At 69.8% G+C, this 14,826-nt stretch carries 11 protein-coding genes; 3 read left to right on the forward strand and 8 right to left on the reverse strand.

Features of this window, described 5'->3' with window-relative positions:
- Positions 1-3: 3 nt before the first annotated feature.
- The 6 genes from OG410_RS22970 to OG410_RS22995 form a co-directional block, all read right to left on the reverse strand.
- Positions 4-183, reverse strand: a complete 180-nt coding sequence (locus OG410_RS22970) for a hypothetical protein (protein WP_328670610.1) — start codon at positions 181-183, stop codon at positions 4-6.
- A 162-nt stretch (positions 184-345) separates the two neighbouring features.
- Complete coding sequence (locus OG410_RS22975; RefSeq protein ID WP_329300929.1) at positions 346-1,296, reverse strand: alpha/beta fold hydrolase; 951 nt, start codon at positions 1,294-1,296, stop codon at positions 346-348.
- Positions 1,293-1,769: a phage holin family protein gene (locus OG410_RS22980; protein ID WP_326786482.1), complete on the reverse strand. Its 477-nt coding sequence runs from the start codon at positions 1,767-1,769 to the stop codon at positions 1,293-1,295. Before OG410_RS22980 ends, OG410_RS22975 begins: the two co-directional genes overlap by 4 nt.
- A 43-nt stretch (positions 1,770-1,812) precedes the next feature.
- Positions 1,813-3,207 carry a Na+/H+ antiporter NhaA gene (nhaA, locus tag OG410_RS22985; protein ID WP_329300930.1) on the reverse strand — a complete coding sequence of 465 codons (1,395 nt, stop codon included), beginning with the start codon at positions 3,205-3,207 and terminating at the stop codon, positions 1,813-1,815.
- 343 nt (positions 3,208-3,550) lie between these two features.
- Complete coding sequence (gene acs / locus OG410_RS22990; protein WP_329300931.1) at positions 3,551-5,551, reverse strand: acetate--CoA ligase; 2,001 nt, start codon at positions 5,549-5,551, stop codon at positions 3,551-3,553.
- A gap of 394 nt (positions 5,552-5,945) precedes the next feature.
- Positions 5,946-8,333 (reverse strand): SulP family inorganic anion transporter, encoded by a 2,388-nt coding sequence (locus OG410_RS22995; RefSeq protein ID WP_329300932.1) that lies wholly within the window; start codon positions 8,331-8,333, stop codon positions 5,946-5,948.
- Positions 8,334-8,662: 329 nt separating this feature from the next.
- Here OG410_RS22995 and OG410_RS23000 point away from each other — a divergent pair, with 329 nt between their 5' ends.
- Positions 8,663-9,955 carry a hypothetical protein gene (locus OG410_RS23000; protein WP_329300933.1) on the forward strand — a complete coding sequence of 431 codons (1,293 nt, stop codon included), beginning with the start codon at positions 8,663-8,665 and terminating at the stop codon, positions 9,953-9,955.
- A gap of 93 nt (positions 9,956-10,048) precedes the next feature.
- Here OG410_RS23000 and OG410_RS23005 read toward each other — a convergent pair whose 3' ends face one another.
- Positions 10,049-11,029, reverse strand: a complete 981-nt coding sequence (locus tag OG410_RS23005) for an ATP-binding protein (RefSeq protein WP_329300934.1) — start codon at positions 11,027-11,029, stop codon at positions 10,049-10,051.
- A 101-nt stretch (positions 11,030-11,130) separates the two neighbouring features.
- Here OG410_RS23005 and OG410_RS23010 point away from each other — a divergent pair, with 101 nt between their 5' ends.
- Positions 11,131-11,955 carry an oxidoreductase gene (locus OG410_RS23010; RefSeq protein WP_329300935.1) on the forward strand — a complete coding sequence of 275 codons (825 nt, stop codon included), beginning with the start codon at positions 11,131-11,133 and terminating at the stop codon, positions 11,953-11,955.
- A 367-nt stretch (positions 11,956-12,322) separates the two neighbouring features.
- Here OG410_RS23010 and OG410_RS23015 read toward each other — a convergent pair whose 3' ends face one another.
- Complete coding sequence (locus OG410_RS23015) at positions 12,323-13,156, reverse strand: HAD family hydrolase (RefSeq protein ID WP_329300936.1); 834 nt, start codon at positions 13,154-13,156, stop codon at positions 12,323-12,325.
- A gap of 572 nt (positions 13,157-13,728) precedes the next feature.
- Between OG410_RS23015 and ssd the strand changes: the two genes are divergently transcribed.
- Positions 13,729-14,823: a septum site-determining protein Ssd gene (gene ssd, locus OG410_RS23020; RefSeq protein ID WP_329300937.1), complete on the forward strand. Its 1,095-nt coding sequence runs from the start codon at positions 13,729-13,731 to the stop codon at positions 14,821-14,823.
- The last annotated feature ends 3 nt before the right edge of the window (positions 14,824-14,826 follow it).

The raw sequence follows: 14,826 nt of genomic DNA on the forward strand, positions 1-14,826 counted from the left end.
GATTCAGCCGCGTGGATGGCGCAGCCGCACGGATACCCAGCGAGCCCGGCGCCGCAGAATATGCGGAATCCCCACACGCGGATCCGTGCCCGTCATTTGCGGGTCGCCCCCCTGACGAGAGCTCAGACCCGAGGCCGAGCGGCGATTGCGTGCTGCGTCACTGTAGTCGTGCGTCCAGCCCATACCCCGACGTCTGCCCCTGCCCCAAGGTCGATAACCTCGCCCCGGCCCCTCAATTGGCCTATGCGCCAGGCAATTGGCCGTTCGGGGGACAGGTGTTCACCGTCCGCGTTCCGGACGCGACACCGGGCGCGTTCGCGCGGTCACGCCGGGGTGACCGAGGTGTCACCGATCGGGTTCCGGATCCTTCAGCCAGTTGATCAGTTCGGTGGAGAAAGCGACCGGATCCTCTTCGTGCGGGAAGTGGCCGAGCCCGTCGAACAGCCGCCAGCGGTAAGGCGCTTCGACGTACTCTCCCGAGCCCGCCGCGCTGCGCGTCCGCATCACAGGATCGAGTGAGCCGTGCAGATGCAGGGTCGGCACCCGCACCGGCGGCTTCATGCGCCGGTTGAACTGGATGCCGTCCGGGCGGGCCATGGACCGCACCATCCACCGGTACGGCTCGATGGAGCAGTGCGCGGTCGACGGGATGCGCATGGCCCGCCGGTACGTCTCCAGGGTGTCCTCGTCCGGCTGCCGGGGGCCCGACCAGTCGCTCACCAGACGGCCCACCAGGGCGGCGTCCTCGGCGAGGAGTTGGCGTTCGGGGATCCAGGGGCGCTGGAACCCCCAGATGTACGAGCCGGCCGTCGTCTGCCTGATGTCGGAGAGCATCGCGGAGCGCCAGCGCCGCGGATGCGGCATGGACGACACCGCGAGCCGGCGGACGAGCTTGGGCCGCATGGCGGCCGCCGTCCACGCGAGGTAACCGCCGAGGTCGTGCCCGACCAGAGCGGCGTCGGGCTCGCCGAGGGAACGTACGACCCCGGTGATGTCGAGAGCGAGGTTGGCGGGGTCGTAGCCGCGCGGGGTGCGGTCGCTGCCCCCGACGCCCCGCAGGTCCATGGCGACGGCCCGGAACCCGGCGTCGGCGAGCGCGACGAGCTGGTGCCGCCAGGTCCACCAGAACTGCGGGAAGCCGTGCAGCAACAGGACGAGCGGCCCGTCGCCGAGCTCGGCGATGTGGAAGCGCGCGCCGTTGGCGGCCACGTCCCGGTGCGTGACTTTGCGGCCGCCGGGAAGGTCGATCCGTACGACCGAGGTGGGTTGCGCCGAAGATGTGGCGGGGTCCGTCATGAGGATGAGCGTGCCACAGCCTTGACGGCGTCCTCGACCGGTTCGGGCCGGGGGTGAGGCTTGGCGTTCGGCAGGACACCCGCCGTCTCCTTCACGGAGGCGGCCACCTTCTGCGGGCCCTGGCTCTTCTTGACCTTCTTCGCGAAGATCACGCCGATCAGCGCGAGCACGGCCGCGACCAGCACGTTCGCCGCGAACGACAGCAGGAAGCAGATCGCGAGATTCCAGTCGCTCCAGGTCCGGATGCCGTACGCGAGGGCGAAGCTGAGCATCGGCAGGGAGAAGATCAGGGTCATGCCGGCCGCCGAGAACGCCCCGCCGCTGACCGCACCGCGCTTGACGTCCTGCTTGAGCTGAGCCTTCGCCAGCGCGATCTCGTCGTGCACCAGCGCGGACATCTCGGTCGTCGCCGCGGCGACCAACTGGCCGATGCTGCGTTCGGCACCGACCGGGCTCCCGTCGGGTGCGCTCATCGCGATCTCCCTCTTCTGCATGTGTTTGTACGGTCCTGTCAGATCATGCCGGACCGTCGTCCCCCTCGCTTGCCCCACCCGCCACTTCGGCAAGCCTGCGGTGTTCCGCGGCCTTCCGCTCGTAGATCGCGGCCATGCGCAGGTGGTACGCCGGCTTGTCCTCTTCGTAGATGTCGGGGATGCCGTCGTGGTCCTCGTCGCGCTCCTCGGCCTCGCACAGCGAGCGGTACTTGGAGTTGCGCATCTTCAGCAGCGCCGTGGCGAGTACGGCGGCGATGAACGAGCCGATCAGGACGGCCGCCTTGGTCTCGTCGGTGAGGCTCGTATCGCCTTCGAAGGCGAGCTCGCCGATGAGCAGGGAGACGGTGAAGCCGATGCCGGCGAGGGTGGCGACGGCGGCGACGTCGGCCCATTCCAGGTCGTCGCTGAGCGAGGCCCGGGTGAACCGGGCCGTCAGCCATGTACCGCCGAAGATGCCGACCGCCTTGCCGACGACGAGTCCGAGCACCACGCCGAGCGTCTCGGGCCGGGTGAACACGTCGTGGATCGCGCCGCCGGAGACCACGACGCCGGCGCTGAACAGGGCGAACAGCGGCACGGCGAGTCCCGCCGACAGCGGGCGCACCAGGTGCTCGATGTGCTCGCCGGGGGAGTGCTCCTCGCCCTCGTGCGGATGGCAGCGCACCATCAGGCCCATGGCGACACCGGCGATGGTGGCGTGGATGCCGCTGTTGTACATCAGGCCCCAGACGACCAGTGCGAGCGGCACGTACACGTACCAGCCGTGCACGCCCTTGCGCAGCAGCAGCCAGAAGAGGCCGAGGCCGACGAAGGCTCCGGCGAGCGCCGCGAAGTTGATGGTGTCGGTGAAGAAGAACGCGATGATCAGGATCGCGAACAGGTCGTCGACGACGGCGAGGGTGAGCAGGAAGGCGCGCAGGGCGGACGGCAGTGACGTCCCGATGACGGCGAGCACGGCGAGCGCGAAGGCGATGTCGGTGGCGGTGGGGACGGCCCATCCTTTGAGCGAGCCGCCGCCGGAGATGTTGGTCAGGACGTAGACGATCGCGGGCACGGCCATGCCGCAGACAGCGGCGACCACGGGCAGGACCGCGGCCTTCGGATCCCGAAGGTCCCCGGCCACGAGCTCGCGCTTCAGCTCGATGCCGGCGACGAAGAAGAAGATGGCGAGCAGTCCGTCGGCCGCCCAGTGCTCCACGGAGAGATCGAGCCCGAGGGCGGCCGGTCCGAAGTGGTAGTGCGAGACGGTCTCATAGCTGTGCGGCAGGGTGTTCGCCCAGAGCAGTGCCGTGACCGCCGCGATCAGCAGGAGCACGCCACCCACTGTCTCGGTGCGGAGCGCGTCCGCCACGAAGTTCCGCTCGGGCAGGGACAGTCGGCCGAAGAACTTGTGGTTGGTGTTGGGGGGCGCGGCCACGGGGAGGACCTCCGGTCGAGCAGGCAGGACGGAGTACTCGCCGACCAGACTTCCCGGCACACCATGAACGATCTTGTCGCGTCTTTGACGCTTTGCTTACCTTACCCATGGTGCGGCCGGCTCGGTGGGGGATCTTCACCGTACGGCCGAACCGGGGGCGGGGCCCGCTGGATGGGCCGATGGGGCACTGGGCTGATGGGGCGCTGGGCTGATCAGCATCGGCGGTTGGCGGCCGGGGGCCACGAGGTTCGGCGGGAGGTGCGGGGGAAAGCCTGAGGGGTGCGGGAGCACGGTGAGCGTGCTCCCGCACCCCTCAGGGCCGGGCCGGCGGGGTGTTCCCGCCTCAGTCCTCGCTGGGTGCGGCCGGGAGCTTCGCCTGGATCAGGTCCATCACCGTGGAGTCGGTGAGTGTGGTGACGTCACCGAGTTCGCGGTTCTCGGCGACGTCGCGCAGCAGGCGGCGCATGATCTTCCCGGACCGGGTCTTGGGCAGTTCGGCCACCGGCAGGACCCGTTTGGGCTTGGCGATCGGGCCGAGGGTGGTGCCGACGTGGTTGCGCAGGTCGGCGACCAGTCCGGGGTCCTCGGCGGAGGCGGTGCCGCGCAGGATGACGAAGGCGACGATCGCCTGTCCGGTGGTCTCGTCCGTGGCGCCCACGACGGCCGCCTCGGCGACCGACGGGTGGGAGACGAGGGCGGATTCGACCTCGGTGGTGGAGATGTTGTGTCCGGACACGAGCATCACGTCGTCGACGCGGCCGAGCAGCCAGATGTCGCCGTCGTCGTCCTTCTTGGCGCCGTCCCCGGCGAAGTACTTGCCCTCGAAGCGTGACCAGTACGTGTCGAGGAACCGCTGGTCGTCACCCCAGATCGTGCGCAGCATGGAGGGCCACGGCTCGGTGAGGACGAGGTAGCCGCCACCGCCGTCGGGGACCTCGTTCGCGTCGTCGTCGACGACCGTGGCCGAGATGCCGGGCAGTGCCCGCTGTGCCGAGCCCGGTTTGGTCTCGGTGACCCCGGGCAGCGGGCTGATCATCATCGCGCCGGTCTCGGTCTGCCACCAGGTGTCGACGATCGGCGTGCGGTCCTGGCCGATGTGCTTGCGGTACCAGATCCAGGCCTCGGGGTTGATCGGCTCGCCGACCGACCCGAGCACCCGCAGCGAGGACAGGTCGAACTTCGCGGGGATGTCGTCGCCCCACTTCATGAAGGTGCGGATGGCCGTGGGCGCGGTGTAGAGGATCGTCACCCCGTACTTCTGCACGATCTCCCAGAACCGGCCCTGGTGCGGCGTGTCCGGGGTTCCCTCGTACATGACCTGGGTCGCGCCGTTGGAGAGCGGTCCGTAGGTGATGTACGAGTGCCCGGTGACCCAGCCGACGTCGGCCGTGCACCAGTAGACGTCGGTCTCCGGCTTGAGGTCGAAGACGGCGTGGTGGGTGTACGAGGCCTGGGTGAGGTAGCCGCCCGAGGTGTGCAGGATGCCCTTGGGCTTACCCGTGGTCCCGGAGGTGTAGAGGATGAACAGCGGCTGCTCGGCGTCGAAGGCCTGCGGCGTGTGCTCGGCCGACTGCCGCCCGACGATGTCGTGCCACCACACGTCGCGGCCCTCGGTCCAGGCGACGTCCTCGCCGGTACGGCGCACCACCAGCACCTTGTCGACCCCGTCGACCCGGCTCACCGCGTCGTCGACGGCCGGCTTGAGCGCGGAGGGCTTGCCGCGCCGGTAGCCGCCGTCGGAGGTGATGACCAGCTTGGCGTCGGCGTCCTGGATGCGGGTGGCGATCGCGTCCGCGGAGAATCCGCCGAACACCACCGAGTGCGCGGCGCCGATACGGGCGCAGGCCAGCATCGCGACGACGGCCTCGGGGATCATCGGCAGGTAGACGGCGACCCGGTCGCCCTGTTCGATGCCCAGCTCGGTCAGGGCGTTCGCGGCCCTCGACACCTCGTCCTTGAGCTCGGCGTAGGTGATGGCCCGGCTGTCGCCCGGCTCGCCCTCGAAGTGGATGGCGACGCGGTCGCCGTTCCCGGCCTCGACATGCCGGTCCACGCAGTTGTACGCGACGTTCAGCTTTCCGTCGGCGAACCACTTCGCGAACGGCGGATTGGACCAGTCCAGTGTCTCGGTCGGCTCGGTGGCCCAGGTCAGCCGGCGGGCCTGCTCGGCCCAGAAGCCGAGCCTGTCAGCCTTGGCCTGCTCATACGCCTCCGCGGTGACATTGGCGTTCGCCGCCAGGTCGGCGGGCGGCGCGAACCTGCGCTCTTCCTTCAGCAGGTTGGCCAGGCTTTCGTTGCTCACGACATCTCCCTTTCCCAGGGTGTCCGTTGTGTCCCAGGCCACAGCTCATCAGACCGGGGGGCCTGGTGACAAGGGCCGACCCGAAATTGGTTTAGACCTATCCTGGCTGCCGACCCGGGGCCTCGCTCCACACGGCACACCCGTGCCCCGAGGTACGGCCCGCCGTCCTTCACGCGACCACCCGGGTCCGCACGAGTCTGCCCCCTTGTGACACGCACGTACCGGCCACCGGGTTCATTCGGGGGTGCCTGGCCCACCCGGCCCACCTGGCGCCCGGTCACTTCCACGCCCGTTCGTCGGCCGGGTCGGATTCTTCGGCCAGGGGTGTCCGCGCCCCGACCCGCGACCGCGACCGGCGCCGGAGCGTCGGAAGCTGACGTGGTGCGTGGTGTGCGGCCCCGCCGACCAGGACCGCGCACCACGCACCACCGCGCGATCACCCCGGATGCCGCAGGTCCCCCGCCGCGCTCGCAGGACCGAACGCGCCTACGTGATCGAACAGTCCGTCGCCATCGGCCTCGGCCAGCAGATACGCCTGGGCCTCCCCGACGTGGAAGTACATCCCCTGCAGTTCGAGCACGCCCTCCCGGAGGGCGCGCGCCACGGACTCATGTGCCCGCAGGTGCTCCAGTTGCTGCACCACGTTGGTCAGACAGAGCTGCTCCACCGAGTCGGCGGGTGCCCGTCCGGCGATCCGCGTCCACGGTCTGTCGTCGGCGGCCATCCGGTCCAGGCTCGGCCGCCCGTGCCGCAGCCACCGCTTGAGCGGCGTGAGCGCCCCACCCGGCTCCGACGCCAGCAAGGCCTGCATGGCGCCGCACCCGGAGTGCCCGCACACCGTGATGGACCGCACCTTCAGCACGTCCACCGCGTACTCGATGGCCGCGGCTACCGAGTCGTCCCCGCTCTCCCTTCCCGGCAACGGCACGAGGTTGCCGACGTTGCGTACGACGAAGAGGTCTCCCGGACCACTGGACGTGATCATCGAGGTGACGAGCCGGGAGTCGGCACAGGTCAGGAACAGCTGGGACGGCTGTTGCCCCTCCCTGGCCAGGCGGGCCAGCTCATCGCGCACCAGGGGCGCGGTGTTGCGCTGGAACGCGCTGATTCCGCGCGCCAGTTGATGTCCGCTCGGCCTGACCTCGCCCAACTCCTCCTCCTGTCGGTCCGAATGCGCCTCCGAGTGCAGGGGGCCCGGCTCTGCGGCGGCATGGCACTGGTGGTTCCGCCAGGGTGTCCAGGGCCGGCAGCGGCAGTGTCCGGAGTTCGCGGGTTCGGCGATCCGCGTTCCGGTCCGACCGCCGAGATCGACCGTGCCGCCCTGGGCGACGTGGGTGCTCTGCCAGTCCTGCAGCGACTCGTATGCCGCGTGGTCCATGAACGAGCCGTCCAACCGCACGACGGCGTGCACCCCTTGGGGTACGAGGTGCAGGGTGCGGCTGAGCCGGGGCACCGCCAGGAACGTCAACTGGCCTCGTACGTGTACGTGATGGACTCCTTCCCTCTCTTCGTGGGTGATGCGGGTGCGGCCGAGACGCTGCAGCGCGACACCGACGGCGACGGAGACCCCCAGCGCCACGCCCTCGAGAACGCCGAGGAACACGACGCCGAGCGTGGTGACGGCGTAGACCAGCACTTCGCGGTGGCGGGTGACCGTGCGGATGTGGTGCAAGGACACCATCTGGATGCCGACAGCCATCACCAGGGCGGCGAGCGACGCGAGGGGGATCAGCTCGAGGATCGGGACCATCAGCAGCGCGGCAATCACTACGAAAACGCCGTGCAGGATCGTGGAGTTCCGGCTGACGGCGCCCGCTTGCACATTCGCGGAACTTCGCACCGCGACCCCGGCGACGGGCAGTCCGCCGAGCGCGCCGGAGACGACATTGGCGGCGCCCTGCCCGAGCAGCTCCCGGTCGAGGCGGGAACGCCCCACACGACCCTGGAGTTCCGGGCGGCCGCTCACCAGCTTGTCGACGGCGACGGCCCCGAGCAGCGACTGCACGCTGCACACCAGCGTCACGGTGAGGACGGCGGCGACGATGCCGAGCACCGGGCCCTCGGGCAGACCGGCCAGCGCGTGGCTGCTCCAGGACGGCAGCTCGACCCTCGGCAGCGTCAGTCCCGCGAGGGAGGCGGTCAGGGTGGCTCCGGAGACGGCGATCAGCGCGGCGGGGACCTTGCGCAGCGCCCGCCCGGTCCGTCCGGGAAGGCGCGGCCAGGCGAACAGCAGCACCAGCGTCAGCACGCTCATCGACACCGCCGCGGAGTGCAGGCGGGCCACCTGGTCCGGCAGTCCGACGAGGTTGTCGAGGACGGAGCTCTGCGGGATGCCTCCCAGCACGATGTGGAGCTGGGCCACGGCGATGGTCACCCCGATGCCGGCGAGCATGCCGTGCACGATGGCGGGGCTGACGGCCAGGGCCGTACGGGCCACGCGCAGGCAGCCGAGACCCAGCTGGGTGATTCCCGCCAGCACGGTGATGGCGCAGGTCGCGCGCCAGCCGTAGCGCTGGATGAGCTCGGCCGTGACGAGGGTGAGCCCGGCGGCGGGCCCGCTCACCTGGAGCGGTGAGCCGCCGAGCCGTCCCGCGACCAGTCCGCCGGCGGCGGCGGCGACAAGGCCGGCCTGGAGCGGCGCGCCGGTGGCGAGGGCGATGCCGAGGGACAGGGGAAGGGCGATCAGGAAGACCGCGATCGAGGCGGACAGATCGGCGCCCGCGACACGGAAGCGTCGGGGCGGGGTCGGCGGGGGGCTGTGGGACTGGTGAACCTGCGCGGGCCGAGTCGGGTCGGCGGCGCGGGTGGGGACGCAGGCAGACATGGTTCCCGTCTCCTCCGGGGCAGCGCGGTCGCGGAACAGGTGATCCCCCGTCCTGAGGCGGCGGGGGGCGGGTCGCGGCCGTGGGTCACGGCGTGCAGCGGCGGGATTCTTCAACGCTCGGTAAACGGATCGTAATGCAGAGTAAAGGGTTGATGCCAAAAATAGGGGCAAATGGGGTATTAATTCACTCCCTGGAGTGAAGCGAGCTTTTGATCGGCTTGTCGTACTTATTTCTTTTCGGTCCCGTGAAACCTTGGCGGCGCTGCCGGTGCACAGCCGAGCGGGCGTCCCGACCGGCGCCGCCCGACCGAGGAGAAGGAGGGCGGGACATGGCCGCCACCCAGAGGATCGCCGCGGGTGTTGCAGTCGCCGCGGCCTGCGCCACGGCGCTCGCCGGTTGCGCGGGCGCCGGCACGCCTTCCCGCGAACGCGCGCACGGCGCGAAGAGGACGGCGGGGGCCCCGGCGCCCAAGTCGGCGGTCCGCCTGATCGGCGACGGTTCCACCTCGTACACCGGGGCGCAGCCGCATCTGCCGCGGCCCGAGCGGTTGAAGCCGGGCCACAAGCCACCGCAGTTCGTCGTCTTCTCCTGGGACGGTGCCGGCGAGGACGGCCAGAGGCTCTTCTCTCACTTCCGGAAGCTCTCCAGGGCGAACCGGGCGACGATGACGTACTTCCTGAGCGGCGTGTACCTGCTGCCGGAGGACAAGCGCGACCTGTACCGGCCGCCACAGCACTCGCCCGGCAGCTCGGAGATCGGCTTCAACGACGTGCAGGGCATCTCGGACACCGTGGAGCAGCTGCGCGGCGCGTGGCTGGAGGGCAACGAGATCGGTACGCACTTCAACGGCCACTTCTGCGGCACGGAGGCCGGGGTCGGCCAGTGGTCGGTCGCGGACTGGAAGAGCGAGATCGCCCAGGCGAAGTCGTTCGTCAAGTCCTGGAGGACCAACGCGGGCTTGAAGGGCGCGGCTTCGCTGCCCTTCGACTACGACAAGGAACTCGTCGGCGCCCGTACCCCCTGTCTGGAGGGCCGGGAGAACTTCATGAAGGCGGCTCGCGATCTGGGCTTCCGCTACGACACCAGCGGCGTCGGCGACCAGGTCTGGCCGAAGAGGAAGGAAGGGCTGTGGGACCTGTCGATGCAGCTCGTGCCCTTCCCCGGGCACTCCTACGAGCAGCTCACCATGGACTACAACTTCATGGTCAACCAGTCGGGCACGCGGACTCAGGGGGACCCGGGCAAGCAGGAGTTCTGGGGCCGTCAGATGCGTGACGGACTGCTGAAGGGCTTCGACCGCGCCTACGACGGCAACCGTGCGCCACTGATCATCGGCAACCACTTCGAGTCCTGGAACGGCGGCACCTACATGCGTGCCGTCGACGAGGTCGTCGAGCGGGTCTGCACCAGGGCCGAGGTGCGCTGTGTCTCCTTCCGGCAGTTGGCCGACTGGCTCGACGCCCAGGATCCGGCCACCCTCGACAGGCTCCGCGGCCTCCAGGTCGGAGAGGCCCCGAAGCAGGGCTGGGCGTCGTTCCTCTCCGGACGCCCGGCCCCGGCCCCGAAGGGTGTCCCCGGGGCGCCCGCGCCCGGGCCCGGGATGCCCGCGCCCAAGCCGTAGGGGTGCCCCGGGCCGTTCCGGCGCTCAGGTGGAAGCGGCGCTTCGGGCGGTCTGTCTCTCAGCCCGAAGCGGCACTGTCGGCCGACCGGCCGCTCACGCGGTGGCCATGGGGCTCTCGCCGAGCACGAAACCGGGGTCGACCTGTCCGGTGAGATCCGCCCCGGTCTTGGCGTTGCCCCAGCCGGCGGCGTTCTTCAGGTGGAACTGCACCATCTGGCGCGTGTACCGATCCCAGTCGCGCAGCTCGTAGGTGGCGTCGGCGGCGGTCCGCAAGGCGTGCAGCGAGCGCCGGTTGTCCGCTTCCAGGGCCTCGAACCGGGGCGGGCGGCCCTTCTCCATGGCGCGCACCCAGTCCGAGTGTCCGACCGTGACCAGGAGGTCGTCACCGACCTCCGCTCGCAGGAAGTCGATGTCGTCCTGGTTCTGCACCTTGTTGCCGACGACCCTCAGGGCGATGCCGAAGTCGCGGGCGTACTCCTTGTACTGGCGGTAGACGGAGACTCCCTTCCGGGTCGGCTCGGCGACGAGAAACGTGATGTCGAAGCGGGTGAACAAGCCGGACGCGAAGGAATCGGAGCCCGCCGTCATGTCGACGACGACGTACTCGCTCGGGCCGTCGACGAGATGGTTCAGGCAGAGCTCCACAGCACCGGTCTTGGAGTGGTAGCAAGCCACCCCCACATCGGCCTCGGTGAACGGGCCGGTGACCATCAAACGGATGACGCCGCCGTCGAGTTCCACCGGCCGGGCGCAGGCGTCGTACACCGGATTGGTCTCACCGACCCGCAGCAGCCGGGAGCCTTCCCCTGGCGGGGTCGTCTTGATCATCGTCTCGGCGGACGCGATACGCGGGTTGGAGCCGCGCAGATAGTCCTTGATGAGCGGAAGCCGCTCACCCATGGCGGGGAGCGCCGCGGCCTCCATCTCTTCGAGCCCGAGCGCGGCCCCCAGATGCTGGTTGATGTCGGCGTCCACGGCGACGACAGGTGCCCCCGAGGCGGCGAGGTGGCGGATGAAGAGCGACGACAGGGTGGTCTTGCCGCTGCCGCCCTTCCCGACGAAAGCAATTTTCATGTTCACCAAGAGTAGTGCGATCGTCGCTCCAGGTGCTCACGCCGCGTGAAGAAGACCACTCCTTCGTGGGGTGTGGGCCCGGGGTGCGTAATGTCGTACTCATGAGTACGACAGGTGCGGCCGCCGATCCGCTCGCGGCCCTCGGTTCACTTCCCGGGGTGGCCGATTCCGTGGAGTCCGTGCGCAAGGCTGTGGACCGGGTCTACGGACACCGGATCATGCGGCGCCGCAGCAACGAGATCACGTCCGAGGCGGCGTTGCGCGGGGCCCGTGGTTCCGCGGCGCTGTCCGGTGCCGACTGGGCCCTCGAAGAGGTGCGCCGGCGTACCGACTTCAGCGTGGGGGAGGAGGACCGTACGGTCGGCGCCGCCCTGCGGCTGACCGCCGAGGCGGGCCAGCTCCTGTCCATCTGGCGGCAGTCGCCCCTGCGCGTGCTGGCACGGCTCCACCTGGTGGCGGCGGCCGACCGGGGCGAGGCGGTGGGCCGGCCGAGGCGGAGCGGGGAGAAGGCCGAAGAGCCCCTGGTGGAGCTGCCGCTGCCGGACGCGGACGAGGTCGCGGGCCGTCTCGAAGGGCTGTCCCAGTTGATCATCGCCGGCGGTTCCGCCCCGGCCCTGGTCACGGCGGCCGTCGTCCACGGCGAACTGATCGCCCTGCGCCCCTTCGGCTCCCACAACGGACTGGTCGCGCGCGCTGCCGAGCGCATCGTCCTGATCGGCAGCGGTCTCGACCCGAAGTCCATCTGTCCGGCGGAGGTGGGTCACGCGGAACTCGGTCGGGCGGCTTATCTCGCGGCCCTGGACGGTTACGTCTCAGGCACCCCGGACGGCATGGCCGCCTGGATCGCACACTGCGGCCGGGCCGTCGAGCTGGGCGCCAGGGAGTCCGCCGCGGTCTGCGAGGCGTTGCAGCGCGGCGCCGCGTAGCGGGTGTCCGATCGCCTGGAAAAGGGTTGCGGCGGTACGAGTTCTCGTACCGCCGCTGGCATGTTCACCGGGTTACCAAGCGTCCTCGAGATATTGCCCATCAGGTCGGGAACTTTGCCCGTCACCTGGTGCGGCTGGCCCGTAATCGACGGGTCGACGTCGCGTGGGTGCTCGATGTTCATGCTCGGTCCGTGGGGCCTGGTTGCGTTTGAAGGTGATCCTCGCGGATGTCCTTGGTCTCGCGGGCCGTTAAACCCTTTGTACTCCAGGTCCGGAGGAAGCGGAACCCCTGACCACACTTCTTTACTTTTAGGTTCAAAAGGGCGAGAAATGGACTTCAATGGAATCGTCGCGCGCGCGTGACGATTCACACCGCCGTCGCGCGGCGCCGGCTGGCGTACCAGACGAGCCCCGCGGTGGCCGCCGCGGCTCCTATCGCGGCCGCCGCCACGAGAGCGGGGCGAGGAGGCACGGACAGGGCGGGCAGCCGTTGCTTCAGCCGGACCGGGCGGTGGAAATCCAGAATCGGCCATGAGCGGGCGAGCGCCTCACGGCGCAGTGCGCGGTCCGGGTTCACCGCGTGCGGGTGTCCGACGGACTCCAGCATCGGCAGATCGGTCGCCGAGTCGCTGTAGGCGTAACAGCGAGGCAGGTCGTAGCCCTCGGAGGCGGCGAGCTCCTTGATCGCCTCGGCCTTCGTCGGCCCGTAGGCGTAGTACTCCACCTCGCCGGTGAAGCAGCCGTCCTCTCCGACGACCATGCGGGTCGCCACGACTCGGTCGGCGCCGAGCAGTTCACCGATCGGCTCCACGACCTCGGCGCCGGACGTGGACACGATCACGACGTCGCGACCGGCCTTGTGGTGCTGCTCGATGAGTGAGGCGGCCTCGTCGTAGATGATCGGGTCGATGAGGTCGTGCAGGGTCTCGGCGACGATTTCCTTGACCTGCTGGACGTTCCAGCCGCGGCACATCGAGGACATGTGCTTGCGCATCCGCTCCATCTGGTCGTGGTCGGCGCCGCCCGCCAAGAACACGAACTGGATGTATGCGGTGCGCAAGGCCGCCCTGCGGCTGATCAGTCCGCCTTGGTAGAACGACTTGCTGAAGGTGAGCGTGCTCGACTTCGCAATGACCGTCTTGTCCAGGTCGAAGAAGGCCGCTGTGCGAGGCAAGGAGTGGTTTTCCACGAGGTTGAGCATAGGGCCCACCATTCGGCGTAAGGTGAGGCGCGTGGGTTTGCCTGAGAAGGCTCTCGGGTACACCATGGAAGTCACGGATCGTTCGCGACCGTGCTAACCCGGTCCGACTCCTCCCCCCCCGAGTCGGCCGTGGGGACGACCCCCGCTCTCCCCCCCGGCGGGGGTCGTCGCATGTCCGGATGGGTTTTCTCCTCTTCTGCGCGGCTCCGGAGCCTTCTCGGCCCCCTTGGTTCCGCGCTCTTCGCATGCCCATGATCCGTCACTGTGTGTAGTTGTCGGGATGCTCTGCGGAAGTCGTTGAGCGTTCACCGGTAGGCGTGAAGGCGATATTCACAGCCGCTGAGTTGTCCACAGTTTTCGACCAAGATCCACATGATTTCCGGGATCGCTGCACCGTGATTCTCACGCGCTCCGTTCGCGGCCCGTTCATGGCCGGGTTCCGTTTGCCGGACGCGTTCGGCCGGTTCGTATCGGCCGTGCATATGGAGGCCGCTTGCCGGCTCTTCACACGAGCGGGAATCACGGGGTCCTGGAGGGCCCCGCGCAAGAAGCAGCGAAGGGGGCTGGAGATCGTGGCGGGAGCCATCATCCATGACCGGCCGCCCACCGCCGAAGGGCGGCAGGGCGGACCATTGATCGTCACCGAGGATGTCGACCTCCTCGACGACCTGTTGCGCCTGTGCGCCGCCGCGGGCGCGCGGCCCGAGGTCCATCACGGGATTCCGGAACGCAGGGGCAGCTGGGAGGCGGCACCTCTCGTCCTGGTCGGCGACGACGCGGCACCACGCGTGCGGGGAGCCGCGCGGAGAAGGGGAGTCGTCCTGGTCGGCCGGGACCAGGACGACTCCGGAGTCTGGCGGCGGGCCGTCGAGATCGGCGCCGATCACGTCCTGGTGCTGCCGGACGGCGAGCAATGGCTTGTCGACCGCATCGCGGATGTGGCCGAAGGAGTCGGCCGGCCCGCTCTCACCGTCGGCGTGCTCGGCGGCCGCGGCGGGGCCGGTGCCTCCACGCTGGCCTGCGCGCTCGCCGTCACCTCGGCGCGTGAGGGGAAGCGCACCCTGCTCGTGGACGCGGACCCTCTCGGAGGCGGACTCGACGTACTCCTCGGCGGAGAGACGGCCGAGGGGCTGCGCTGGCCGGCTTTCGCGGCCTCCCGCGGCAGGGTCGGCGGAGGCGCCCTGGAGGAGTCCCTGCCCCGACTGCACGCCCTGCGGGTTCTGAGCTGGGACCGGAGCGACGCGGTCATCGTTCCCCCGCAGGCGGTCCGCGCGGTGCTGGCCGCCGCCAGGCGGCGCGGTGGTGCGGTGGTCGTCGACCTGCCCCGCCGTATCGACGAAGGGGTCGCCGAGATCCTCGCCCAGCTCGACATGGGGCTGCTGGTGGTCCCCGCCGACCTGCGCTCCATCGCGGCGGCCGGACGGGTGGCGTCCGCGGTCGGCATGGTTCTGCGCGATCTGCGGATCGTGGTCCGCGGACCCTGCGCGCCGGGCCTCGACGACCGCGAGGTAGCCCGTCTGCTCGACCTGCCGCTGGTGGGTGAACTGCCGTCGGAGTCTTTCCCGATGGACGGCGGGCCGCCACCGGGGAGCGCGGCGAAGGGCCCTCTGGCGCGGTTCTGCACGGCCTTCTGGGAGCGGGTTCCGGTCGAAGGAGGGGGCGTATGAGCT

This window comes from Streptomyces sp. NBC_00659 (assembly GCF_036226925.1).
In the GTDB taxonomy this organism is placed as follows: Bacteria; Actinomycetota; Actinomycetes; order Streptomycetales; family Streptomycetaceae; genus Streptomyces.